General features: G+C 62.8%; 24 protein-coding genes and 1 riboswitch. Of the genes, 6 read left to right on the top strand and 18 right to left on the bottom strand.

Annotated elements, in window-relative coordinates; translation table 11 throughout:
• The 3 genes from ACH6CV_RS16635 to ACH6CV_RS16625 all read right to left on the bottom strand — a co-directional run.
• Window positions 1–810 (bottom strand): hypothetical protein (locus ACH6CV_RS16635; protein ID WP_456359342.1); only part of this gene is annotated, 810 nt, incomplete at its 3' end.
• A complete protein-coding gene (locus ACH6CV_RS16630) occupies window positions 780–1,559 on the bottom strand; it encodes a hypothetical protein (RefSeq protein WP_456359341.1) in 780 nt (259 codons plus the stop codon). The genes ACH6CV_RS16635 and ACH6CV_RS16630, both read right to left, overlap by 31 nt.
• Window positions 1,549–2,709 (bottom strand): hypothetical protein, encoded by a 1,161-nt coding sequence (locus tag ACH6CV_RS16625; RefSeq protein ID WP_456359340.1) that lies wholly within the window; start codon window positions 2,707–2,709, stop codon window positions 1,549–1,551. Before ACH6CV_RS16625 ends, ACH6CV_RS16630 begins: the two co-directional genes overlap by 11 nt.
• Before the next feature lie 400 nt (window positions 2,710–3,109).
• Here ACH6CV_RS16625 and ACH6CV_RS16620 point away from each other — a divergent pair, with 400 nt between their 5' ends.
• From ACH6CV_RS16620 to ACH6CV_RS16605, 4 genes are all read left to right on the top strand, one after another.
• A complete protein-coding gene (locus ACH6CV_RS16620; protein ID WP_456359339.1) occupies window positions 3,110–3,511 on the top strand; it encodes a BlaI/MecI/CopY family transcriptional regulator in 402 nt (133 codons plus the stop codon).
• Window positions 3,512–3,543: 32 nt separating this feature from the next.
• Window positions 3,544–4,659 carry a M56 family metallopeptidase gene (locus tag ACH6CV_RS16615; RefSeq protein ID WP_456359338.1) on the top strand — a complete coding sequence of 372 codons (1,116 nt, stop codon included), beginning with the start codon at window positions 3,544–3,546 and terminating at the stop codon, window positions 4,657–4,659.
• Window positions 4,656–4,895: a hypothetical protein gene (locus tag ACH6CV_RS16610; protein ID WP_456359337.1), complete on the top strand. Its 240-nt coding sequence runs from the start codon at window positions 4,656–4,658 to the stop codon at window positions 4,893–4,895. Before ACH6CV_RS16615 ends, ACH6CV_RS16610 begins: the two co-directional genes overlap by 4 nt.
• Window positions 4,896–5,521: 626 nt before the next feature.
• Window positions 5,522–5,923, top strand: a complete 402-nt coding sequence (locus tag ACH6CV_RS16605) for a BlaI/MecI/CopY family transcriptional regulator (RefSeq protein ID WP_456359336.1) — start codon at window positions 5,522–5,524, stop codon at window positions 5,921–5,923.
• Window positions 5,924–6,159: 236 nt separating this feature from the next.
• Here the strand turns inward: ACH6CV_RS16605 and ACH6CV_RS16600 are convergent, their stop codons facing one another.
• From ACH6CV_RS16600 to cbiD, 11 genes are read right to left on the bottom strand one after another with little or no spacing between them, the layout of a single operon-like run.
• A complete protein-coding gene (locus ACH6CV_RS16600) occupies window positions 6,160–6,795 on the bottom strand; it encodes a precorrin-8X methylmutase (RefSeq protein WP_456359335.1) in 636 nt (211 codons plus the stop codon).
• Window positions 6,792–8,282, bottom strand: a complete 1,491-nt coding sequence (locus ACH6CV_RS16595) for a cobyric acid synthase (RefSeq protein ID WP_456359334.1) — start codon at window positions 8,280–8,282, stop codon at window positions 6,792–6,794. Before ACH6CV_RS16595 ends, ACH6CV_RS16600 begins: the two co-directional genes overlap by 4 nt.
• Window positions 8,275–9,309: a threonine-phosphate decarboxylase CobD gene (gene cobD / locus ACH6CV_RS16590; RefSeq protein WP_456359333.1), complete on the bottom strand. Its 1,035-nt coding sequence runs from the start codon at window positions 9,307–9,309 to the stop codon at window positions 8,275–8,277. Before cobD ends, ACH6CV_RS16595 begins: the two co-directional genes overlap by 8 nt.
• Window positions 9,296–10,255, bottom strand: a complete 960-nt coding sequence (gene cbiB / locus ACH6CV_RS16585; protein ID WP_456359332.1) for an adenosylcobinamide-phosphate synthase CbiB — start codon at window positions 10,253–10,255, stop codon at window positions 9,296–9,298. Before cbiB ends, cobD begins: the two co-directional genes overlap by 14 nt.
• On the bottom strand, window positions 10,246–11,622 hold the full coding sequence (locus ACH6CV_RS16580) for a cobyrinate a,c-diamide synthase (protein WP_456359331.1): 1,377 nt from the start codon (window positions 11,620–11,622) through the stop codon (window positions 10,246–10,248). The genes cbiB and ACH6CV_RS16580 overlap by 10 nt, the downstream gene beginning before the upstream one ends.
• Window positions 11,619–12,806 carry a precorrin-6y C5,15-methyltransferase (decarboxylating) subunit CbiE gene (cbiE, locus tag ACH6CV_RS16575; RefSeq protein WP_456359330.1) on the bottom strand — a complete coding sequence of 396 codons (1,188 nt, stop codon included), beginning with the start codon at window positions 12,804–12,806 and terminating at the stop codon, window positions 11,619–11,621. The genes ACH6CV_RS16580 and cbiE overlap by 4 nt, the downstream gene beginning before the upstream one ends.
• Complete coding sequence (cobK, locus tag ACH6CV_RS16570; RefSeq protein ID WP_456359329.1) at window positions 12,803–13,555, bottom strand: precorrin-6A reductase; 753 nt, start codon at window positions 13,553–13,555, stop codon at window positions 12,803–12,805. The genes cbiE and cobK overlap by 4 nt, the downstream gene beginning before the upstream one ends.
• Window positions 13,548–14,279 (bottom strand): precorrin-3B C(17)-methyltransferase, encoded by a 732-nt coding sequence (cobJ, locus tag ACH6CV_RS16565; RefSeq protein ID WP_456359328.1) that lies wholly within the window; start codon window positions 14,277–14,279, stop codon window positions 13,548–13,550. The genes cobK and cobJ overlap by 8 nt, the downstream gene beginning before the upstream one ends.
• Complete coding sequence (locus ACH6CV_RS16560; protein ID WP_456359327.1) at window positions 14,276–15,283, bottom strand: cobalt-precorrin 5A hydrolase; 1,008 nt, start codon at window positions 15,281–15,283, stop codon at window positions 14,276–14,278. Before ACH6CV_RS16560 ends, cobJ begins: the two co-directional genes overlap by 4 nt.
• Window positions 15,280–16,038 carry a precorrin-4 C(11)-methyltransferase gene (gene cobM / locus ACH6CV_RS16555; RefSeq protein WP_456359326.1) on the bottom strand — a complete coding sequence of 253 codons (759 nt, stop codon included), beginning with the start codon at window positions 16,036–16,038 and terminating at the stop codon, window positions 15,280–15,282. The genes ACH6CV_RS16560 and cobM overlap by 4 nt, the downstream gene beginning before the upstream one ends.
• A complete protein-coding gene (cbiD, locus tag ACH6CV_RS16550) occupies window positions 16,035–17,177 on the bottom strand; it encodes a cobalt-precorrin-5B (C(1))-methyltransferase CbiD (protein WP_456359325.1) in 1,143 nt (380 codons plus the stop codon). The genes cobM and cbiD overlap by 4 nt, the downstream gene beginning before the upstream one ends.
• A gap of 83 nt (window positions 17,178–17,260) precedes the next feature.
• A riboswitch (adenosylcobalamin-variant (AdoCbl-variant) riboswitch) is annotated at window positions 17,261–17,340 on the bottom strand.
• A gap of 657 nt (window positions 17,341–17,997) precedes the next feature.
• Between cbiD and ACH6CV_RS16545 the strand changes: the two genes are divergently transcribed.
• Window positions 17,998–18,690, top strand: a complete 693-nt coding sequence (locus ACH6CV_RS16545) for a hypothetical protein (protein ID WP_456359324.1) — start codon at window positions 17,998–18,000, stop codon at window positions 18,688–18,690.
• Window positions 18,691–18,786: 96 nt separating this feature from the next.
• Window positions 18,787–19,785 carry a gamma-glutamylcyclotransferase family protein gene (locus tag ACH6CV_RS16540; RefSeq protein WP_456359323.1) on the top strand — a complete coding sequence of 333 codons (999 nt, stop codon included), beginning with the start codon at window positions 18,787–18,789 and terminating at the stop codon, window positions 19,783–19,785.
• A 171-nt stretch (window positions 19,786–19,956) separates the two neighbouring features.
• Here the strand turns inward: ACH6CV_RS16540 and ACH6CV_RS16535 are convergent, their stop codons facing one another.
• The 4 genes from ACH6CV_RS16535 to ACH6CV_RS16520 all read right to left on the bottom strand — a co-directional run.
• Complete coding sequence (locus tag ACH6CV_RS16535) at window positions 19,957–21,552, bottom strand: recombinase family protein (RefSeq protein ID WP_456359322.1); 1,596 nt, start codon at window positions 21,550–21,552, stop codon at window positions 19,957–19,959.
• The gene (locus ACH6CV_RS16530) at window positions 21,545–22,858 is read right to left on the bottom strand and encodes a recombinase family protein (RefSeq protein WP_456359321.1); all 1,314 of its coding nucleotides are present in this window, start codon (window positions 22,856–22,858) and stop codon (window positions 21,545–21,547) included. The genes ACH6CV_RS16535 and ACH6CV_RS16530 overlap by 8 nt, the downstream gene beginning before the upstream one ends.
• On the bottom strand, window positions 22,833–23,072 hold the full coding sequence (locus ACH6CV_RS16525) for an SHOCT domain-containing protein (RefSeq protein ID WP_456359320.1): 240 nt from the start codon (window positions 23,070–23,072) through the stop codon (window positions 22,833–22,835). Before ACH6CV_RS16525 ends, ACH6CV_RS16530 begins: the two co-directional genes overlap by 26 nt.
• A 554-nt stretch (window positions 23,073–23,626) precedes the next feature.
• Window positions 23,627–24,336: peptidoglycan-binding protein (locus ACH6CV_RS16520; RefSeq protein ID WP_456359319.1), on the bottom strand; the 710-nt coding region annotated here is incomplete at its 5' end.

The following is a 24,336-nucleotide window of genomic DNA, read 5'->3' as shown; positions in this document are numbered from 1 at the left end:
CAAAAATACGAGGGCAAGCGACGCGGCGGCCAACACGGCGGCCGACTGCGCAAGCGTGGGCATGCCCCCGCCCGGCAAATGCGCGTGCCGCGCGGCGAGCGCGTGCGCCATCAGCGACAGGAATTGGTTGGTGAACATCGCGCCGTCGCGGATAAAGATGTAACCCAATTGGTGCAGCAGCAGCGCCGCGGCGATGCCGACCCCGCGATGAAACATGAGGTTCAGGAAGAACATGGCCATCGACAGCACAAATCCGTAGGCGGTCTGCAGCGCGAAGCTGATGGCCAGCGCCTGATGCGGCGCGTAACGCGCCAGGAACTGAGGGTGCGAAAAACTCAGCGCGTACCTTGAGCCGAAGTTCATGTCCTTTGCGATGCGCAAAAGCGCGGTGCTCCATACGTTGCCCACATAGCCGTTGCCCGCCGTGAGCAGCAGCGTAAAGGCCAAGATGACCGCCTGGTAGACAACACAACTGATGAGCACGTACAGGCATTGCGCCGCGACCCATTGAACGCGCGTGACGCGCAGCCCCACGCAGGAGATGTGCTCGGAGGTAAAGGGCGCGTCGGACAGCATCATCAAAAGGCCCAGCGTCAGCGGCAGGCAGATGTAGGCCTCGGACGCCATCAAAATGTAGGGCTCGAACACCTGGGCCGACGCGCCGATGGCCAGCGCGGCGCGCCCAAAATTGAATGTGGGCGCGAAGGCGAAATTGACGCCCAGCAGCAGCCCCAGAAGGAAGATGGGCTTTCGGGGCCAGACGGAGCACTGCATGGAGATCATGCGCGCCACCTTGCGTACATTATGCATACCGACACCGCCACTTCATGCCCGCATAGCTCAGGATCAGGAATACGGACAGATACAGCGCCTGCATCGACAAAACGAATCCGATCGACGGCAGCACGGCATAGTCCGCGGTCAGGTACAGGAGCGGGCAATACCTGGAACCCATGAACAGCGTCCAGATGGTCTGATAGCCCACGAACGGGACGACGATCGCGGTCAGGCGGTGCCAACAGGCATGAGCAGAAAAGCCCCGAAAGCGACCACACCGCGCCGTAAAGCCCGGCGAGCAACACCTGAAGCAGCAGCATTGATTCGCCGCCCCATCGCGCCAGCACCGGTTCCCAACTGGTGTCCACATAGAAATCCGGTACCTGCGGCGCGACGACCGGCTGGCACAGCGCGTAGCCGATCGCGCCCGTCAGCGCGTAGGGAATGGCCAGCGCCAGCGCGCCGGAGACGGTCACGGCGAGCAGCTTGCCCGCAATGTAACGCCTCCTGGTCGTGTGCAGCAGTGCGGACCGGGTAAAGCCGCTCTTCATCTCATCGAAGAAGGAGCACGCGTAGGGGATGACGCAGAACAGCACGGCGAAGGGCATGAGCCCGCTGAACATGGAACGATGGGCGGTGAGCGTAATATAGTCTATGTCCGCCCGACCGTCGATCAAAGGCGTGAGCGGTTCTATGCAGGGGCGAAGCAGCACGCAAAACACCACGAGGCAGGTCAGGTATAGCCACTTGTTGCCCAGGGACATGCGCAGATCAGTCGTCATCCCACAGCTCCTCTTCCGTGACGGCGCACAGCACCCCGGTCGCCGCGTCCACCGCAAAGGACGAGGTGTAGCGCGTGAAATCGGTGCGAACCGGCTCGGAGCCGTCCCCCTCGCCATAGTCCACATCGCGCACCGGCTCCTCCTCCATGTGGAAATACCACACCGGATGCGCCCGGTACAGACCGGCGGATTCGTCGTAGCGATACTCGTGGCAAAGCGTTATCCCGTCGATGGGCTTGCCCTTATAGGGAATCAGCTCCATCCCCAGGTTCTCACGGACGATCCCCAGCGCCTGATCCACCGACAGCAGGCCGTCGATCGGCGTGACATTGCCGGGTTTTACGTAAGGGCCTACGGTCAAGTAGAACAGGCCGCGTTCCGAAAACCCCGCGGCATACTTGATGCCGCTTTCCTGCTTGCCGGGCGGCATCAGCGGCAAAGGGGTAAACCGCGGGGCAAATAAAAGGTGGATCGACGATTCATCTTCCATGCTGTACACCGTTGAGAAATCCGGGATGGAGAAGCGTTGCAGGATATCCTTCAGCGCCGCCCCAGCGTGTTCCATATCCAGTGTCTCGATGGGGATCGGCGTCAATTCCCTATAGGGATTCTCAACAATATCAGAATTGAAAGCATAGGAGAAGTAGGATTCTCCTTCGTTGACGGTCTGGTCATACGTCGCGATGAATGTACCGAATTCGTCGCGCGGATGGGGGGTACGGACTGTCCACAGCTGCCTGCCGGGTTCGGGGTCTTCAAGCGGCTCCAACGCGACAAGATCCAGGGCGTTCGCGAAAAACACCGATTTGGCGAGCTCGGCGTCCGGCTCGGCGGTGACCAAATCAAAGCTTTCGACGCGATCCGCCCGGGCGACGCAGACCCGCGCGTCGATCTTCATCCGCGTACCGTCCGCCCCGGCGAGCACCTCGCGGATTTCGCGTCCATCCTCGGCCAGCACAGAGGCGAGGGGCGAGCGATTTGCTTCGACCAGGTTTTGGGTTCGCTGTTCCGCGCCCGTCATCCCGCGCGATATGCCGTCCTGCTCGATGGCGGGCGGGGTGGAAACGCAGCCCGTCAATACGTACGCGATCAGTGCGAAACAGGCCGCGGCGCGCGCCCATAATGACCATGAATCCGGTGTGTTCCTCACAGTATGCACCCCCTTATGCGCTTGCAATTATGGAAGACGCCGATGAAAGGGCGATGGCCTCCCCTGTATTGTTGATCGTGTAGCACTTAATGGAAGCCCCGTAATATCCCTACGCCTGCGCCAATCGCCTCTTCCCGGAATTATTCCAATCAACCCTCGCGTAGCGCCCCGCAGGGTGAATTGCCGGCAAATCCGGTTGACCGTCGAGTGTTTGAGCGGCCGTTCAGGCAATTTTTCAATATAAACGTTTGGCCGGATCAATATAATTATTATCCACATCCATAGTTTACCACCTCATCACCAACTTTTCAAGCTGCTTCATCAAAAAAGTGCGTTGACAAACAAATACAATGAATCTATACTGTACATGTGGCTCGCGCCATGGAAGGAGTGCTTACCCATGCCAACGAGGTTGACGAGCAAGGAGCAGGAGGTTCTGAAACTGCTCATGGATTCGGATCGGGCGCTGACCGCGTCGGAGATGGTCGCGCGGGACGCGGTGCTCAACATCAACACGGTGCAGACCGTGTTGCGTTCGCTGCTGAAGAAGGGTTTCATCGAGGTGGCCGACATCGTGTACAGCGGCAAGGTGCTATGCCGCAACTACAAGCCCACCGCGCAGGCCACGGAAGCCACATTCGACGCATTTGTCTCGCAGTTCCACCGCCTGCGCAGGAATGTGCCCGCCCCGCAAATCTTCGCCGGCCTGATCGACGGCGAGGCGGCCGAGCCGGCGGTTCTGGACGAACTGGAAGCGCTGATCGCACAGCGGAAGGCGGCCTTGGCGAAGAGGGATACATAAAGGTCGAGGATACACATAAGGGGGGCAACCCGGTGGCCTTTTCGTTCGCTACGCTGTGCACGCATGCGTTGTTTTGCGGCGCGATGCTGCTTGCCATGCGGCTGCTGTTTCGTCACCCCGCAAGGATGGGCGTACTTGGCATTACCTCGATGATCCTGTGCTCCGCCTCGCTCGCGATGCGTCTGCTGCTGCCCTTCGAGTGGGGGTTCACGAGGACCGTCAACCTGTCCGGATTCTACGCCGACGTCGCGGCGTTCCTGCATCGACCCTTGTCTCAATCCGGCCGATTCGGCTTTGCACCCTATCACTTGCTTCTTTGGGTTGCCGGGTTGGTTGCCTCGGCGCGCATCGGGCGCTTGTTTTACACCCAAGGCCGATACGTCAAGTATCTGGATTCGCTGCCCGATGCCACTTTTCTGCCCTACACCGACGGCATGGGCCGCGCGCGCCGGGTGCGTTGCGTCACCGATCCGGCGTCCATAAACGCGCTGACCGTCGGCTTCATCAGGCCGCGCATCGTCATGCCGGGGATGCCAATGACCGGGCGGGAGCGCGGGCTCATCCTGCGCCACGAGCTGTTCCACGTCGCGTCGGGCGACGTTTGGATCAAGCTGCTTGTGGAATGCGTGTGCACGCTGTGCTGGTGGGTGCCCTTCATCGGCACGCTCCGAAAGCAGGTCGCGTCGGCGCTGGAATTCCGGGCGGACCAGCGCGCGACGCAGTCGCTCCATGAAGCCGCGAAAGTCGAATACCTGGAATGCCTGCTGAAAATCTCAAGGGCAAACCAGAAGGCGGCGGCCCCGCTCGCGGTCAGCTTTGCGGAGCGCAAGGCCAATGTGCTCAAGGAGCGCTTCAAGCTCGTCTTGGATCCCGGGCAGGGCGCGCCGCTGTTCCGCGCCCTGACGCTGCTGCTCGTTGCGGCTGTCGTGCTGTCCACCTTCGTCGTTTTTGAGCCGCGCGGTGGCATTCCCGATGACATTCAGGCCGATACCTTTGGGCTCGATGACGGAGCGTTTTTCTTGGTGCGGCACGCCAATCAGGGGTACTCCTTGTACATGGATGGGAATTACATGGGGCCGCTTGATGATATCCCGGAAGAGTTTGCGCAGTTCCCGGTATTCGACAACTTGGAGGAGGCGGGCGTATGAACAATTTGGTGAGGAAGCTTTTCGCGGTTGCGTTGATGGCTGTTTTGTGTTCCGGGCTCTTATTCGTTGAAAACCCGGCCGTCCATAATTTGGGCACTTCGCCGGCAAAGGCCGAGGAAGTAGTCCTCCGCGCTCCGACACTTGTATGGCGCTACAAATACATTGATGGCAAACTTCACAAGCGACTTTTTAACGAATCGACGCAACAGTGGGTCGGCGAGTGGATACCCGTCTAGGTACCCACTGATCGATTCGGGCGGCGGCTGGCGAGATGACTTTTCGTGCGACCGTTTCTGCAAAATGCGCGGGCGCAGCATTGCTATGTCAAGCGTTTTTCAGGAATGCAGCGCATTCCAGGCTGCAATGCCCGGGTCGAGACGCCGCCGCCCTCTCCAAATGCAACGACATGGTTGCTTCCATATTTCAAATCCAAACGGTTCTTAAATCCCGCACAGTCCCGTTTGTTGTTTCCCGGCGTCCGGCGCACGCTTCCTGGCAACGCCATGAATGGCGCTCCTTTCGTAGGCCAAGCATGTGGATCTTGTGACGCGATCGGGCAATCAGCCGGCATCATCGACCCGCATGCCAAGTGACACAGGCCCTTTCTCCTGCGCATTTTGGTCAATGGCGTACAAGTCCCTGCCGGCGACGGCAAAGGTATCCCCCTTCCATTTCTCTGTCGCCAAATCCGCATTCTCTATTCATGATTTATTATGGTTATGCCGCTTTTGTTTCTTGCGCCATCGGCCTACCGCCTCCCCGCCGGCTCGTCAAGTAGCCCCTTAAAAAAAATGTATTGACAAGCAAAGACAATGAATATATACTGCACGTGTGGCCCATGTCATGGAAGGAGTGCTGACCCATGCCAACGAGGTTGACGAGCAAGGAGCAGGAGATTCTGGAACTGCTCATGGATTCGGATCGGGCGCTGACCGCCGCGGAGATGGTCGCGCGGGAAGCGGCGCTCAACATCAACACGGTGCAGAGCGTGTTGCGCTCGCTGCTGAAGAAGGGTTTCATCGAGGTGGCCGACATCGTGTACAGCGGCAAGGTGCTGTGCCGCAATTACAAGCCCGCCGCGCAGGCCATAAACGCCATGTTCGACGCGTTTGTGTCTCAGTTTCACAGCCTGCGCAGGAATGTGCCCGCCCCGCAAATCTTCGCCGGCCTGCTCGACGGCGAGGCGGCCGACCTGGCGGTTCTGGACGAACTGGAAGCGCTGATCGCGCGGCGGAAGGCAGCCTTGGCGAAGAGGGATACATAGGACGGCCCGGTGGCCTTTTCGCTCGCTGCGCTGTGCACACATGCGTTGTTTTGCGGCGCGATGCCGCTTGCCATGCGGCTGCTGCTTCGCCAGAGCGCAAGGACGGGCGGACTTGGCGTTGCCTCCCAAAGCTCTATGGAAAGCCTCCGCATCCACCTTCCGCAAAAAGGCCCGCTTCCGCGCCGGCGTCCCGCTTGACCCGCGCCGTTGACGTGCGCGGCACGAATGGATCGCGCTTATGGCTCCCTCGTCAGCATGTACATCAGCGCGTTGACGATCGCGGCGGCGACATTGCTGCCGCCCTTGCGCCCGCGGGCGACGATGCAGGGGACGGCGGTCTGCATGATACGCTCCTTGGCCTGTACCACGTTGACGAAGCCGACCGGCACGCCGATAATCAGCGCGGGCCGTATCCTCCCCTCGCCGATCAGCTCGCACAGGCGCGCGAGCGCCGTGGGCGCGTTGCCGATGGCGAAAATCGTGGAGATGTCCAGCGTGGCTGCCTTGTCCATCGACGCGGCGGCGCGGGTGGTGCCGTTTCGCCGGGCGGCGGCGGCGACGTCCGCATCCTGCATAAAGCAGTACGCCTCGCCGCCCAAACGCTCGAGCGCGGGCTTGTTGATGCCTGCCCTGACCATGTTTGTATCGGTGACGATGGGCGCGCCGGCCTTGAGCGCCGCGAGCGCGATCGGCACGGCGCTTTCGGAGAAGTACAGCGAATCGGCGTAGTCGAAGTCCGCCGTGGTGTGGATGACGCGCTTGATGATGGGCGCGAGCGCCGGATCGAGCGGATGGGGCAGTTCTCCTTCGATGATCTCGAAGCTGCGGCGCTCGATCTGCTCGGGCAACACGTCTTCCATCTCGATCTTCATAGTCCCGCCTCCAGAATTCTATGGATCAGCGCCATGTCGAGGTGTTCGCGCACGGCCCGCGCCAGCGCGTCATACTGGCCCTCCCTGTAGGCTTTCAGGTCGAAGGCGCCCGCCTCGAGGGAAACGCCCTTTCTCGCGCAGAGCGCGCCCAGCAGCGCCTCGCGGCAGGGGGCGGCATCGAAGAAGCCGTGCAGATAGGTGCCGTAGACATCGCCCGCCTGACAGCCGTCCGTCGCCCCGTTCTCCAGCCGGATCAGCGGCTGCGCGCCTTCGCGGAGCGTCGTGCGCCCCATGTGGATCTCGTAGCCCGTAACCCGCGCGCCGCCGATGGCCGCCAGCGCGCCCCGTACGTCGAGGATGCCGCCCGCGACGCGCGTGCGGCGCTTCTCGGCGGTGAACGCGGTTACAACCGGCAGCAGCCCCATGCCGTCGATCTCGCCGCCGCCCTCCGCGCCCCCGGCGTCCGAAATGCGTTCCCCCAGCATCTGATAGCCGCCGCACACGCCGAAGACGGGCGCCCCCCGCGCGCAAAGCTTCTTGATCGCCGCCTCAAGGCCGCACTGCCGCAGCCACTTCAAATCGGAAATGGTGTTCTTCGTGCCGGGCAGCACCACCAGATCGGGCGCACCCAGCTCCGCGGGCGAACGGACATAGCGCACGCCGATGCCCCGGGTCGCCTCCAGCGCGGCAAAGTCGGTGAAGTTGGAGAGGCGCGGAAGATGCGCGACCGCGATGTCCAGCACCGCGCCCTCCCGCCTGCGCGTCAGCCGTTCGGAAAGGCTGTCCTCGTCGTCGATGTCCACGTCGAGGTAGGGCAGTACGCCCGCCACGGGCTTTTGGGTGAGGTTTTCGAGCATCGCAAGCCCGTCGCCCAGCAGCTTCACGTCCCCGCGGAACTTGTTGATGACCGTGGCCTTGACCATGTCCCGCTCGTCCTCATCGAGCAGCGCGATCGTGCCGAAGAGCTGCGCGAACACGCCGCCGCGGTCGATGTCGCCCACCAGCAGCACCGGCGCTTTCGCGAGCTTCGCCATGCCCATGTTGACGAAGTCGCCTTTTTTCAAATTGATCTCGGCGGGGCTGCCCGCGCCCTCGATCACAATGACGTCGTATTCGGCGGCGAGGGAATCGTAGGCCGCCGCGATGTCCGGCATCAGCGCGTGCTTCATGGCGTAGTATTCGCGCGCGCCCATGCTGCCGCGCACCTCGCCCATGACGATCACCTGCGAGCCCATGTCGGTGACGGGCTTTAAGAGTATGGGGTTCATGCGCACGTCCGGCTCCGCGCCCGCCGCCTCCGCCTGCACCGCCTGCGCGCGGCCCATCTCGAGCCCCTCGCCGGTGATGAAGGAATTGAGCGCCATGTTCTGGCTCTTGAAGGGCGCGACGCGGTAGCCGTCCCGCATAAAGACCCGGCAGAGCCCCGCGCAGAGCAGGCTCTTGCCGGCGCTCGACATGGTTCCCTGCACCATAATGGCCTTAGCCATAAAGCACCTCCCGGATGGCGCGCAGCAGCGTCGCGTTGTCCTCGCGTGTCTTCAGCCCGACGCGGGTGAAGCGTTCATCCAGTCCGGTAAAATTTCCGCAGTTGCGAACGAGGATGCCGCGCGCTTTCAGCGGCTCAAAGAGCGGCACGGGGCTTTTGAACAGCAGGAAGTTCGCGTCGGAGGGGAACGAAGCGAGGCCCAGCGCCGCGAGCCCCGACTCCATGAACGCCCGTTCAGCCCGCACGACTTCCCGCGTGCGCTCGGCCCAGCCGGGTTCCGCCAGCGCCCCCAAGCCCGCCGCCTGCGCCGCCGCGGAGACGCTCCATGCCGGAGCGAAGTCCGCGACACGGGCGAGCAGCGCCGCATCGCCCAGCAGGTAGCCAAGACGCAGCCCCGCGAGGGCGTGGAACTTCGTAAAGGCGCGCAGGATGAGCAGGTTCGGACACGCCCTGAGCAGCGGCAGCATCGAAGCTCCCTGCGTGAATTCCATGAAGCATTCGTCCACCATCAGCAGCGTACCGTTTTCGGCGCAGGCACCGGCGACGCGGCGCAGGAGGTCGGGCGCGGCCAATCTGCCCGTGGGATTGTTGGGGTTGCAGAGAAAGAACAGATCGATGTCGGGCGTGAGCGCCGAGAGAACCTCCTCCGTCAGCATAAAGCCGTCCGCTTCGCGCAAGCGGTGTTCGCGCACCTCGCCGCCAAAGAGCTTCGCGGGGCGCTCGTATTCGGAAAAGGTCGGCGCGAGCGTCAGCGCCCGCCTGGGTTTGAGGCAGGCGCACGCGCGGAAGATCAGATCCGACGCGCCGTTGCCGCAGAGGATGGCCTCCGGCGCGACGTCGTGTTTGCGCGCGAGCGCCTCCCGCAGCGCCCGGCACCGCGGGTCGGGATAGCGCGCGAAGGCATCGGTCTGCTCGATGACCGCCCGCTTCGCGGCTTCGGGCGCGCCGAGCGGGTTCACGTTGATGGAAAAATCGAGCGATATGCCCGCGTTTGCGTAGCGATCGCCGCCGTGCTCATAGCGCGGCATACAGACACCCCCTCAAAATCAGCGCCAGCACGAACACCAGCGCCGCGGCCGCGTTGAGCAGCCGGTGCGAGCGGAGGATGTCCTCGGGTTCGATGGGCCTGAGGTCGTCGCCGATACACGGCTTTTCATGGAGTTTCCCGAAATAGTACGCGTCTCCCGCCAGGCGCACGCCCAGCGCTCCGGCCATGACGGATTCCGTCTGCGCGGAATTGGGGCTTGCGTGGTTCAGGCGGTCGCGCCTCCAGATGCGGCGCGCGCCCTTGGCGTCGAGGCCGCAGAGCCGCGCCGCGCCGATCATCGTGAGCGCGCTCAGGCGCGAGGGGAAAAAGTTCATCGCGTCGTCGAGCTTCGCGGCGGCGCGGCCGAAGTCGATGTAGCGCTCGTTCTTGTAGCCGATCATCGAGTCCATCGTGTTGACGGCCTTGTAGAACGTGCCGAATACCGCGCCGCCGAGCGCAAGATACACAAGCGGCGCGATCACGCCGTCGGAGGCGTTCTCCGCCACAGTCTCCACGGCGGCGCGGGCCACGCCTGCCGCGTCCAATGGCGCCGTATCGCGGCCGACGATCATCGAGACCGCGCGGCGCGCGGCGGGCAGATCGCCGCCGGCCAACGCGCCGTACACCTCGCGGCTCTCGTCCTTCAGGCTCTTGAGCGCCAGAACCTGCCAGCACAGCAGCGCTTCCGCGGCGAAGTACGCCCACGGCGACAGCCGCCACAGAAGCGCCAGCAGCGCGCCGGGCAAAACGGTGCAGACGAGCAAGGCGAAGAAAACGAGCAGAAGCCCCCCAAGGCGCTTGTTTCGCATCGGATAGAGCGCCTTTTCCAAGGCCGAAATGAGCCGGCCGATGCCGCGCACGACATGCGGCCAGCCCCGGGGGTCGCCGAGCAGCAGATCGAGCAGAAAGCCCGCGCAGAGGGCGAGCGTAAAGGGCGCTATGAACACGCGGAACCTCCCTCTGCCGCGAACGCGCGTCCGTCGGCGGCATGCCCGGCGGCATAGTCGTTCGCCTTTCTCACGAAGCGCCGCGCAAGGCGCACATTCGCGGGGAAATACAGGTGCGGGAAGCCCGCCCAGAGGCTTTCGCCGGCGTGGACACAGTCCCAGGCACGCCCGTCCGGCTTTTCGGCGCGAAAGCCCGCCCCGCAGTCGTCGCTTTCGTAATAGTGGAACTCGTGCGCGCGGATGCGCTCACCCCGCTCGCAGAGCAGGTTGTCCGCCTTCGCCGTCAGCGTCGCATAGCCGAAGCGCTTAAGCTTTTCGGTTCTGTACGCCGCGGCGCGGACGACGCCCGCCATCGGAAAGCCGTCGAGCGTGTCGTGCAGATAGAGAAACCCGCCGCACTCCGCGATCGTGGGCAGAGCGCGCTCTACGGCAACCCGCACGGCGCGGCGCATGGCGGCGTTGCCCGACAGCGCCTCGAGGTGCAATTCCGGGTAGCCGCCCGGCAGGTACAGCGCGCCGACGTTCTCGGGCAGCGCGCCGTCGCCGAGCGGGCTGAAAAAGCACAGCTCGCAGCCGAGCGCGCGCAGCAGCTCCAGGTTCTCCTCATAGAGAAAGCAGAACGCGCGATCCCGCGCCACCGCCACGCGTACGTCGGCGACGGGGCTTACCGGCTGCGCCTGCTCATGCAGCGCGGGCGCGGAGGCCGCGAGCGCCAGCACGCCGTCCAGGTCGATGTGTTGTTCCGCCAGCGCCCCCAGCGCGCGCAGCCTTTCCCGCAAATCGTCGATCTCGGCGGCGGTGACCAGCCCCAGGTGGCGGCTGCCGATTAAGAGCGCCTCCTCGCGCGGCAGGAAGCCCAGCGGCGCGACGCCGGCGTCCAAGGCGATTTGCTTCAGGCCCTCGTATAGCGCCGGCGACGCGCCGTTGAAGATCACGCCGCGCACATGGCTTTCGCGCTTGAAGTCCCGAAAGCCGCGCAGAATCGCGCCCGCCGAACCGTACATGCCCCGGACGTCCACCGCGAGGAGCACGGGCGTCTCGGTCGAGCGTGCCACGTCATAGGTGCTGTACGCGCCCCGCGCGCCCACGCCGTCGTAGTAGCCCATCACGCCCTCGATCACCGAAAGCCTGCCGCTGTGCCCCGCGAGCGCGGCGCGAAGCTGATCGTCCGCGCAGAAGAACGGGTCGAGGTTGCGGCTGGGCAGCCCCAGCGCCTCGCGGTGGAACATGGGGTCGATGTAATCCGGCCCGCACTTGAACGCGGCGAGCGGAAGCCCCCGCGTCTGAAGCGCGCCCAGCAGCGCCAGGGCGACGGTGGTCTTACCGCAGCCCGAGTTTGTGCCTGCGATCAGTATGCGGTCGTTCATGATCTACCTCCGCCGGAGAGGATAAACACGGGGTTCTGCGCCAGCATCATGTTGAGGCCGCCCGCGTTCTTCGCCCGCGCGGCGCCGAGCTGTATGATCTCGGGCGCGATGCCATGCGCCTTGAACGCCGCCAGCGCCGCGTTCAGCGTCTCCAGCGCGACGGCGTTCACCACGACGCGCGCGGACGGGTTCTTCGACAAAATCGCTTCAAATATACCCGCCATCGCGCCGCCGCTGCCGCCGACGAAGGCCGCGTCGAGCGGGGGCAGCTCTTCCAGCGCCTCGGGCGCGCCGCCCAGGATCGGCGTGACGTTGCCGATGTGGAAGCGCCGGCAGTTTTCCGCGATCAGCGAGACGGCCTCCTCCTTTTGATCGACGGCGTAGACATGGCCGGCATAGGCGGCGAGCGCCATTTCCACCGTGACGGAGCCCGTGCCCGCGCCGATGTCGCAGCAAATCGCGCCGGGGTCCGGCGCGAGGCGGCTCATGCTCACGGCGCGCACCTCGGCCTTCGTCATCGGCGCATCGCCGCGTAGGAATGCCTCGTCGGGGATGCCAAAGCGCACGCGCGCGTCGGCGTCCGGGTTCTCCACCAGCAGCACCGCCAGTTTGCCGACGGGCGTTCGCGCAAGCTCACCGACGGGCAGCGTGAAGATGCGCTCGCCTTCCGTGCCGAGGTTTTCGCCCACCGTCGCCGCGAGGCCCCCAAGGCCGGCGTCCGCAAGCGAGCGCGCGAGCGCGTCCACATTGCCGCCCGTGAGCGCGAACGTCAGGCGGTTGCGGCGCACGGCGTCCGTGAAATTCGCCGCCCGGCCGTGGCAGCTCAAAATCGCCGCCTCCTGCCAGGGGCGCTTGAGCCTGGCGAAGAAACAGGCAATGGAGGGAATGCCCGGGATGAGCCGAACGTCGTATGCCGCGAGCGCAAAGGCCAGCCCTTCGGCGGCGCTGAAAAAGCCGGTGTCGCCCGAAACGAGCACGGCGAAGCGCTCAAGGCCGCTCTTTTCGACAATTTCCCGCACCTTGTCCGGCGCGTACGCGGGATAAACCGGCCTGTCCTCGCGGGGAAACGCGCCCAGCACGCGCGGCGCGCCGAGCAGCGCTTGCGCCCGCTCGACGGCGCGCAGGCCCTCGGCCGTTATCGTCTCCGCCCCCATGCCGATGCCGACGATGGTCACGCTTTTCATCGCTCGCCGCCCTCGATCCTTTTCTTCACTTCCTCCAAGGTAAGCCCCTCTTCCCCGTCGGGGCGCTTCAAAACAGCCACGGTCATTGCGCAGGCGCGCGCCGCCTTAAGCTTTTGCGCGAAGCCGCCCGCCGCGCCCGATTCCTTGGTGACGAGTATGCCGGCCCCCGCCGCGCGGAACATGGCGATGTTGAGTTCCTCCGAAAACGGCCCCTGCATGCAGATGATGTGCGCCGCGGGGAAGCCCGCCCGGCGGCAGGCGGCCAGCCCCTCTTCAAAGGGCAAAATGCGCAGCCAGACGCGGCGCTCGAATTCCGCCACGGCGGTGAGCGCCTCGGCCTCCTTCGCCCCGAGCGCGGAAAAAACTATACCATCGACGGCGTTGAGCCAGGCAATCAGCGCCTCCACCGTGTCGAAGGTCCGGTAGCCGTCCCCCGCGGCGCGCTCGCGCCGCACGCGCAGGTACTCGACGCCCGCGCTTTCGCAGGCGGCACGGATGTTGCGGCTCACGGCGTCCGCGTAGGGGTGCGTCGCGTCGATTGCGAGGCGCGCGCCGCGCCGCGCCATCAGCGCGGCCATCGCGCCCTCGTCCAGCCGCCCCCTGTGCACCTCCACGCTGCCGCCCGCATCCAGCAGCGACTCCCCGTATTCGGTCGCCACGCAGATGAGCGCGGGGATGTTTCGCGCCTTCAACAGGGCGGCCAGCTCGCGGCCCTCGCTCGTGCCGCCGAACAGCACGATCTCAGTCAAGGCGATACCCCCTCGGCGTCACCATCCTGCCCGCGATTGCCCGCGTATCGGCGCTTCCGATGAACACGGTGGTGAACATGTCGACCGAGGCATCGCGAAGCGCCGCAAGCGTCATCAGCGCCTTTCCCTCCCCTTCGCGAGCGATGTTGCGCACCAGGCCGCACAGCGTGTCGGGCGATTTGTGCCGCAGCAACACGTCGCAGGCCCTTTTGAGATAATCCGCCCGCTTTTTGCTCGACGGGTTATAGAGCGCGATGCAAAAATCCCCCTCGGCGGCGCAGGCGAGGCGCTTTTCGATCAATGCCCAGGGCGTGAGCAGATCGGAGAGGCTGATGACGGCGAAGTCGTGCGTCAGCGGCGCGCCCAGGATGGCCGCGCCCGCCAGCGCCGCCGTGACGCCGGGGACGATCTCGATTTCCACATTGGGGTATGCCCCGCTCAGTTCCAGCACGAGTCCCGCCATGCCATAGACGCCGGCGTCGCCGCTGCAAACGACCGCCACGGTCCTGCCCTCGGCGGCCAGCGCCAGCGCCTTTTTGCAGCGCTCCGTTTCGCTGCGCATCGGCGTGGCAAAGGTCGGCTTTTCGGGGAAGAGGGGCCCGATCAGCTCGATGTATGTCGTGTAACCCACGACGATGTCCGCCCGCTCGATGGCACAGCGGCAGGCGGCTGTCATTCCCTCGGCGTCGCCGGGGCCGATGCCGACGACAAACAGCTTACTCATGCCCTCGCTCCCTCGCCGAAGCGCAGCGCGTACGGCTCGACGGCAAGCGCCATGGTCACGCCGTTGCCCGCGTTTTTTCCCGACAGCAGCACGCCACCCTCGCCGCAGCCCAGCACGGCGCTGCGCTCGCATACATTGTCGATGCCCGTCACCGACCTTACGAAGGCGGAACCCTCGAATTTGCCGGGAACGGCCGCCAGTTCCTCCGCCGAGAACGTGCGGTAGGGCAGCGCGCGGCGGCGGCAAAACGCCACAATGCCGGGCTCGTTCGCCTTCAAATCGATGCTGCACACCCGCGCGACGGCGGCGCTCAGGCAGCGAGCCTTGTCCAGCATCATCGAAAAGGCGCATTCGATAACCTCCGCATTCACACCCTTTTTGCAGCCGACGCCGAGCGCGACCACGGGCGGCACGAGGCGCAGCGCCTCTGCCCTGCCGCCCATGCGATGGGTCACGAGGATGTCGGCCGGGCCGTCGGTCAGTTCGATCCCATCGGGCAGCGCGCCCTCGACGGGGAATTCGCTTTTGAGCGTTACGGTTGCGCCCGAGAGCAGGCGCGCGGACACCCGCTTGATGCGCTCGGGGTTTTCAATCGCGAGCCCCCGCCGCCTCGCCCAGCTGTCCACGGCGAATATGCCGTGCACGTCGGTGGCGGTGGTGACGACGGGGATGGCGTCGAGGAGCCGAGCGACCTTCACCGCCAGCTCGTTCGCGCCGCCCAAATGCCCCGAGAGCAGCGAGACGGCGTACGTGCCCAGCTCGTCCGCCACGACCACGGCGGGGTCGGTCGCCTTGCTTTGGATATGGGGCGCGATCGCGCGCACGGCGAGGCCCGCCGAGCCGATGAACACGAGCGCGTCGTCCGACGAGAAATGCGCCCGCGTCCACGCCGCCAGCGCGCCGTCGCCGCAGCGCTCCGCCGCGGTGCCGTCGCCGAGCAGCCCCGCCAGCCGCTCGCCCAGCGCCAGGCCCCTTTCGCTGAAGGCGAGGATGCCCACCCTCATGGCTCAGTCCCCTGCCGGAAGGCGGTGGTGAACGCGGGATCGTAGAGCTTGGAAAGCTCGTAATCGCCGCCCAGGAAGTCGCCCACGGTGATGAGCGCATGGCAGGAGACGCCGCTCTCCACGGCCGCGCGGCGGAGCGTCCCCACGGTGCAGCGCACCACCTTTTCATCGGGCCAGCTCGCCCGGTAGACGATGGCGGCGGGCGTTTCGGGCGCATAGCCGCCCGCGAGCAGCTCCGCCTGCAAATCCTCGGTCAGCCCCGCGCTCAAGAAGATCACCATCGTGGCGCGATGCGCGGCCAGGCTTCGGATGCGCTCGCGCTCCGGCACCGGCGTCCTGCCCGCCATGCGCGTGATGACGACGCTCTGGCTGACGGCGGGCAGCGTGTATTCGGCCTTGAGCGCCGCCGCCGCGCCGCAAAAGCTCGACACGCCGGGGCAGACCTCGAAGGCGATGCCCAGCGCCTCGAGCCGGTCCATCTGCTCGCGGATCGCGCCGTAGAGGCAGGGGTCGCCGGTGTGCAGCCGCACGGTCGCCTTGCCCGAGCGCTCCATGCGCTCCATCACCGAGATCACCTCGTCCAGCGTCATCGCGGCGCTGTTGAACACCGCGCAATCGCGCTTCGCGTAGTCCAGCAGCGCGGGGCTCACCAGCGAGCCCGCGTAGATGATCGCGTCGGCCTTATGCAAAAGCGCCGCGCCCCGCACCGTAATCAGATCCGCCGCGCCGCAGCCCGCGCCCACAAAGTAGATCATGCGCCTTTCCTCCAAATATGCATCAGCGCTTCGGCGTTGTCGCTTTGCGCCAGCACGCCGCCCAGGTCGCCCGCGTTCGTAAAGCAGAGGTAGCCGATTTCAATCCCCTCGGGCACGCGCCGCCGCAGCGTGGCCTCGATGCGCGCGCCGAGGATGTTCATCGTCCGTTCGAGCAGCCCCGCGCCGCGCAGCAGCGCAAGCGCCGCGTCCGCCGTGACGCAGGCGGCGATTTCGCGCAGCAGCGTAAGCTCCGCGCCCGCCTCCAGCGCGCAGGCGATCAGCGTCTCCATGCGCCCGTCGCCGTTCGCGGAGTGGGTGTTGGTGATGCCAAGGCCCAGCTTGACCAGCTTGCCGATATGACCGATCAGCAGGATGCGCCGGAAGCCGAGCTCCACGGCGGCGTCGATGGCGTCGCCGATGAAGTTCGAGCAGGCGATGTGCGCCTCCATCGGCAGCCCCAGCGTTTCGGCCGCGAAGGCCTGCCCGTAGTTGCCGGGCGTGAGCAGCACGCGCTGCGCGCCCGTGGCCGCGAGCTGGCGCAGCTCCAGCCGGACGGTGTCGACGAGCGCGGCGTTGCTCATGGGCTCCACGATGCCGGTCGTGCCGATGATGGAGATGCCGCCCTCGATGCCCATGCGCGGGTTGAAGGTGCGCCGGGCCAGCTCTTCCCCGCCCGGCACGCAGATGCGCACGCAGATGCCGCCCGCGTAGCCGCAAGCCGCACACACCGATTCCACGGCCTCGACGATCATCCGGCGCGGGGTGGAGTTGATGGCCGCCTCGCCCACGCCTTGGTCGAGGCCGGGCTTCGTCACGCGCCCCACGCCCTGCCCGCCCTCGATGCGCACGCCCGCGGGGATCTTTTCGACCTGCGCGTAGACGAGCATGCCGCCCGTCACGTCGGGATCGTCGCCGCCGTCCTTGCGGATGGCGCAGCGGGCGAAACGCGCATCGACGTGCGCGTCGAGCACGTCGATGCTCAGCAGTATCCCCTTGGGGGTGGGCAGCGACACGCAGGCAACGCGCTCGCCCGACAGCAGCATGCGCGTGGCGGCCTTGGCCGCGGCCGCGGCGCAGGCGCCCGTCGTGTAGCCGCATCGAAGCAGCCTGCCCCCCACGTTTTTGCGCGGCGATTCCATCAAAAAAGCCTCCGGCGCAGGCCGAAGGTCAGCAAGGAGACGCATAACATCTCAAGCCATATCCTTCGGTGTCCGCAAAGAATATGCAACATGGCGATCCGGCTGTAACGGCAACGCACTTGCGAGGGAATTTCACCCTGCTTCCCCATTCAGTTGTCCGCCGCGCGGGTCGCCCCGCCGGCCACTTAATACTACCCTTCTGGATCGGTTTTGTCAAGCGAGGCGGGCGATTGCGAGGGGGCGGGAGCGGTTCGGGCCGTCAATAGAATTTAGTATAGCATGCAGTACGGTTTCAGAAACAGCAGTGTAAATTCCTTAGCAACCACTCGGTTTGTATAAGTTAAAATGGAATAATGCGGGGGGGCATAGCTCGGCTGGTAGCGCGCTACGTCCGCATCGTAGAGGTCAGGGGTTCGAATCCCCTAAGCTACACCAAAAATGAAACCATCTATTGATAAACTCGATAGATGGTTTTTCCTTTGCCAGAAACCCAGCAAACAAAGGCTTTTCAGGCATTGGGCTTTCTAATTGTATCATTTTATGACAGCCAAAATGCAGGCTCCGTGCAGCCGTCGGGATTCGAACTCACCCTGTTTTTCGGCTGCTTTTCAGGGGAATCGTCAAATTTGCACACTCCTTTTCGGCCAAAGGTGTTCAAATAGCACGATTCTACTTTGGCAAAAAGGTGCCCCCGCTGACGCACCAAAAAGGCGCGTGAGAGGCGTGGTTTTGTTGACAATATGTTCATCCGACGTTAGAATAATAAGGCCACCAGTTATGGAGTTCTATAACCAACAGTTCACGAAATGAGGGGAACAGAGTGATGAGAAGAAAAATACCAAACAACGAACCGCCGCGATATAAGCGCGATCCGCTCGGCCGACGGATCGAAATCCTGAGGCTTCTTCACGGAAAGAAGATGAGAACCGCCGAGATTGCTGAGTGCTTTAAGCCCGGTTGCGATCAATCATACATTCGGACGATTCAGCGAGATCTCGAAGACTTGCGTGATGGAATCAATGTTTTGGGCACAACCATCCGGATTGAGGAAACCACAGAAAGCCATTCGTTGAAGTCATACCAATCCACCGTTCATCCGATTTTTCTTGCGCTCAATCTGACTGAGCTTACCGCCTTACTAAAGCTGCTCGAAGAGCGCGTGGACGATCCCGTGTATGGCGGTATCTTTGAAAGCATATACAACCAGCTGACGGATTACGCGGAGGAAAGAGTAATTCCACTTCTGGGCAGGCGTCACGTTCGAGGAAACGCGACCGCGAACCGATTGGATCAAGAGTATGTTCACACGATCCACTATCTATTGAAAAGCCAAACGGAGGTTGACATCACCTATACAACGCGAGACGGCGACCGAATCACGCGGAAGTGTATGGTACGGCGCTACGATGATCTGAGGCAAACGTTGGCTTTCCGTAATATCCAGGCAAATTGCACAGTCGAGAGGCCGCTTGCCGAGATTGAGATCGATTGGAGCCAAGTAGCGTACCGATGAAACTCGACAATTAAGTGACACGATCCGGCGTTATAGATGTGCGATAATACAGTCATGGCGATCCAAAAATATAATCAAGAGAAGGAGACATCAGCCATGACGAACAGCAACTCCGTATCCAACGTCCGCTTCCGACGCTTTCCCACCGACAGGCCGAACCTTGAGTCATTCGAACACACCCTCAAGAATCTGCACGATGCTGTTGAGGATCCCGCGCTTGCCACCCCTGACTACTTGACAGAACTCGCTGCTTTCCAAGACAACGAAGGGTTTTTCGGCGTTGTCGACAGCAGCAGGCTCGAAAGCGATTGCCGTGTTGCGTATCGCTACATGCCGACCTATATGGCGGCGGCGATCTTCATACGAGCATACCTTGCTGCCGCGGGTGCAGAACAAGCCCATAAATACCGCGCAATCTTGGAGAAGGCGCTTCCCGCTTGCATGGAGCGCGGCCTGTGTGGGCATGGTTACGATGCGGAGGCCGGTTTGATTGAAGCTCTGAAGATCTTCGCACAGTGCGGGCTTCGGGAGTTCCTGACGGAAGCCCCTGACATCTGCCCGAAATTCCATGTGTTGATCTGGAACTGCCTTGACGACGTGGAAGAAGCGCTTCGGAGGGATGGCAAGATCATCGCCGGTTGGGATGTCAACTACACCGAAGATTGGGAAGCCCTGATCGCTATCCTCAAGCCTCGCAACCGACTTTACCTCGCCTATGGCAGCAATATGTGGACAGAACAGATGCTTGAGCGCTGCCCCGACGCCATTCGCCTAGACGCGATCTATGCACAAGATTGGCGACTGAAATTCCACTTTTACGCGGATATTCAAGAGGAGCAAGGTGCGCGAACCCCTGCTGTCCTCTGGAAGATCAATCTAGGTGACGAAGCAGAGCTTGACCGCCGCGAAGGTTACCCCACGCATTACCGCAAGACGAACTTCATTGCGACGCTGAACGGAAAGTCCGTTGCGGTCATGGCATATATCATGACCGAAGAAAAGACGCAAAGAAACGACCCTCCGACGGAATGCTACATGAACATCCTGCGCATGGGTTATGCGGAAGCGGGCTTCGATCCCGCCACGCTGGGCTGAACGCGCCGTTTCTGTCCTGCTGTATAATGAACGCCTGGTCGAGGAGAGCACTACAGCCGCAAATATCCCACGCCCCACATAAAGAATGGGATCGATGATGGCGGGTGAGGTTACACGCTGCCTTTTCGGTAAGGCGATGCGGCAACTATTGCCGTAAATGTTGGTAGACGATCACACCGTTACTGTCGACCCGTTCTTAAACCTGACCGTCATCGACCCATCCCTGCCGACCTTCACCCGGTCAATGACCGCCAGCCAGAGTTGTTCGTCAAATCCCGTGATGGCAAGCTCGCGGCGCTGGATGTCGCGGATGAAGCCTTCGAGGATTTTGCCCTTGCCGAGGCGTTCGCGCTTGAGCGCTTCCAACTCATCAAGCCGCTGCGATGCTTGCCGGTGGCGCACAAGGTGGCCGTTGTTGCGTTCGCTCCACTCTCTCTGGCTTAGGGCGGTGCGCGCGTTTTCGTAGATCTCCTTTCTGGAAAGTTCGGCGACCACCTCAAGCTCGCTACGCACCGCGTCGAGCTCGGCGTCAATCGTCGTGGTGTCGCATAGGACGCCCCGCGCGAGACGGCAATCTTCGATCAAGCCTTTCCGATTTCCCATCAGGTCATTGAACGCCGCGAGGAACCGCGCCTTGATTTCCTCCTCGGTAAAGTGCGGCGTCTGGCAGCCATTGCCGGGAATGCCGCGCCGCTTATACTTGTCGTTGCACTGCCAGATCTCGCGGCGGCGGGTTTTGTCGTCCCTGTAGCTGCCCCACACCTTCTTGCCGAACCACCCGCCGCAGTCGGCACAGACCAGCTTCGCGGCGAAGACGCTTGTGCAGCTTGTGGGCCTTCCAAGGTTCTTGCGGCGCTCAATCTCCAACTGTACGGCGTCGAATTCGTCAGGCTCGATGATGGCGGGGTGACTATCCTCAACATAGACTTGCTGCACCCTACCGTCGTTTTTGACCATCTTTTTGGTAAGGAAGTCCACACACACGGTCTTTTGCAGGAGGGCGTCTCCCTTGTATTTTTCGTTGGTTAAGATGGACTGTACCACCGCCGGCTGCCATGTTTTCTTACCCGCCGGGGACGGTATGCCGCGGTCGCCGAGATACTTGGCGATGGCGGAGAAGGTCTTTCCCTCCATGTAGAGTTTGAACATGAGCCGTACAATCTCGGCCTCGGCGGGGACGATCTGCGGCATGCCATTCTCGCCCTTCTCGTACCCAAGGAATTGCTTGTAGGGCAAGGTGAACTTGCCGTCAGCCATGCGCTTGCGCTTGCCCCAAGTGACGTTCTCCGAGATGGAGCGGCTTTCCTCCTGCGCCAGCGAGGACATGATGGTGATGAGCAATTCGCCCTTGCTGTCTAGGGTAAAAATGTTTTGTTCCTCGAACCAAACCTCACAGCCAACTTCCTTCAGTTTGCGAACAGCGGTCAGGCTATCCACGGTATTTCGCGCGAACCGACTGACGCTCTTTGTGATGATGAGGTCGAACTTGCCCGCCAAGCCGTCCTCGATCATTTGGTTGAAGCCTTCGCGCCGCTTGGTATTGACCGCGGATATACCCTCGTCCGTATAGATGGTTTTGTACTCCCATTCGGGATGACTCTTGATCAGCTTTGTGTAGTAGTCCACCTGCGCGTCGTAGGATGTCTTCTGCTCCTCGGAGTCGGTGCTGACGCGGGCGTAGGCGGTAACGCGCCTTCTGACCGCAGAATTCCGCTCCTGTGCCGAGATGATGGGCGCGAGGGCGGGGATGACCCGTACATTAGCCATTGTACTCTCCCTTCATGAACTTCTCTCTCGCGGCGGACCTCATCTCGTCCGTCCAGCTTTCCCGGCGCGATGGGTTTTCCCACGTAAGCGTCCGCTCAGTGCCATCCCGAAACGCAAACACCAAAACGCCGTCGTCGGGAACGATGATCTCCGCGACTCTCGCCTTGAACTTGGCAGGGTCGTGCTCGGCAAGCCCCAACGCCTCGGCGCACTTCGCCTTGAGGATGTCCTCGGGGATCCGCTTTGCCGGGCACTCATGCTTGCCACGGTTGGTATATGTCGCGCAAGCCCATGTCGTTTTGGCGTACTTCGTGCCGGCAGCGTTGATTTTCTTGTGAAAGTTCGCGCCGCACCGACCGCAGCGGATGAAACCGGTGAACTCGTCGAACGTCTGCTTCCGCGACGGCTTTGCCTTTGCCGCCCTTCGCTCGATCTCGGCTTGCACCGCCTTGAAGGTCTCCGTGCTGACAATCGGCTCGTGCGACCCCGCGACATAGTAGCGCGCGAGTTCGCCTTTATTGCGTTTTTGGCGCTTGGTGAGGTGGTTGGTCACGAAGCTCTTTTGAAGGCAAGTGTCGCCAATCATCTTCTCGTTCGTGAGGACTGAATTGATCGTGCTCTCCGACCAGCGTCCGCCATTCTTGGCGGGGATGCCGAGCACGGTCAGTTTCTTCATGATGGCGTTCCTGCCCATGCCGCTCAGGTAATCGGCGAAAATCATCCGCACCACCTCGGCTTCAATCGGGTTGACCGTCAGCTTGCCCGCCAGATAGTCGTAGCCGTAGATGCGAATATGCCCCGCGGCCTTCCCTTCCTTGAAGTCCTTGCGGATGCGCCACTTGCAGTTTTCGCTGACTGAACGGCTTTCTTCCTGCGCGTATGCCGCGAGGATGGTCAGCATCAACTCCCCGTCGCCTGAGAGCGAATCGAGGTTCTGCTCTTCGAAGAACACGCCGACGCCCAGCGCCTTGAGCTCGCGAACGGTCTGCAATAGGTCGACGGTGTTCCGGGCGAAGCGCGAAATCGACTTTGTAATGATGAAGTCGACCTTCCCCGCCCGGCAATCGTCGAGCAGCCGCTGGAACTCCGGTCGGCTGTCCTTCGTGCCTGTCTCTGCCTGATCGGCGTAAACGCCGGCATACGCCCACTCTGGTCTGCGCTGGATCAAGTCGCTGTAGAAGCTGACCTGCGCGGCGAGCGAGCGGAGCATGTCGTCTTTTCCGCAGGAAACGCGGGCATAGGCGGCGGTGCGTCGGCGCGTCAGTACCTGCGGCGTGAGTTCAAGTTTCGTAATCTTTCTGTCCATGGTAACCCCCCTTCACGCTACCATATATGCCTCCGTTTTCCCCACATAGCAAGTTACGTTCGAGATATATGCTCCGCGTTGATAACCCGTACTTTTGCGCAAGCTTTGTGCCTATCGCCGACAGATCATCGGCGCTGATCAGGCCGCCTGCGAGCCAGCTCTTGAACACCGCCATCGCTGCCTTGTAGCGGAGGATCGCTTCTTCCCTGGTCATGCCGAACCCCTCCGTGCGTCGGCGTGACACGCCCTGGAGCAGTATTTGCGATGGGCGTTACCGTAGCTCTCAAACGCGATACCGCACTTCGGGCAGATGAAATGGTATATCGCCTTGCGGTTTAGCGCCTCCGGATGCGCCTTCCACCATGCCGACCGGCATCTGTCGGAGCAGAAGCGTTTGCGCTTTGCCCCCGATATATGGATCAGCAAACGGCCGCAGTTTGGGCAAACATCCCCGTCGTCAGTAGCGTCTGCGGTCTCAAGCCCCGCAATCGTACAATCGCCGCTCAGGTTGTTTCGGCGACAGTATGATTGCACGGTGTTCACGGGTATGCCGAGCGCGGCGGCGATCATCTTATAACTGTCGCCCCTGCCGCGCAAGGCAGTGATCTGTTGTTTCTGTGCCAATGTCATGAGCATTTCCTCCATTCCGAAGGCGGATAGATGCCTTCACCGTAAGCCACGGCAAGCGACGGATTTTGCGCGGGAAATAGAAAAAGGCCGCGAGATGGCAAGAGCCAAGTCGCGGCCTTGGTGCTGCAGTTATGCGGTTTAGGTCGCCGAGACCTCGGCATACTTCCCGGAGATGTAGCACACCTCGCCATCGCGGACGACCGGGAACCAGCCGTTCACGGCGTCCCCGGCGCTCTCCAGCAAGTCTCCCAAATGGACGACGGCGCGGATGGCTCCGGACGTGGACGGTAGCGTGCGCAGGTAGACCGAGCCGCCCGTGACCTTGATCTTCGGTTTGGCGGGTTCCGGATCGGCAGGTGCTTCGGGCTCCTCGCCGCTCTCTGGGAGCAGGGCGTTAAGCGCTGCCACCGTCTTGGGTCCGACGATACCGTCTGCGTCCAGATTGCTCGCCGTCTGAAAGGCGACGACCGCGCTCTTTGTCGCTTTCCCAAATTCACCGTCCGCGCCCCACTTGCCGCAGGAGAAACCCAGCGAAATGAGCGCCTCTTGGAGCGCCTTTACATCCGCGCCGGTGTCGCCGTAGGAAAGTTCGCGGTGCACGAATTCCGACTCCTGCCCGTCGCTTTGACCGACGTCCGAATATTCGAAGTACTTTGTCATGAGCCCCCAGCGGTTCCAGCCACGGGCGTTCAGCTTCGTGGCCACCACGCCGTACATGACGCCCCTGGCTTCAATGACCCACCAGTCGCCCTCGGGCTTGCCGTTCGTCACAGGCTTCCAGAGGAACCCCACATGGCTTATGTAGGAGCCGTTGTGAATGAACACCGCCGCGCCGGGAACACGGCGAG

The sequence above is a fragment of the Anaerozeibacter quisquiliarum genome, assembly GCF_051162045.1.
In the GTDB taxonomy this organism is placed as follows: domain Bacteria; phylum Bacillota; class Clostridia; order Christensenellales; family Aristaeellaceae; genus Anaerozeibacter; species Anaerozeibacter quisquiliarum.
Note: the sequence above shows the minus strand (reverse complement) of the source record. Positions and strands in the feature narration are given on the sequence as shown.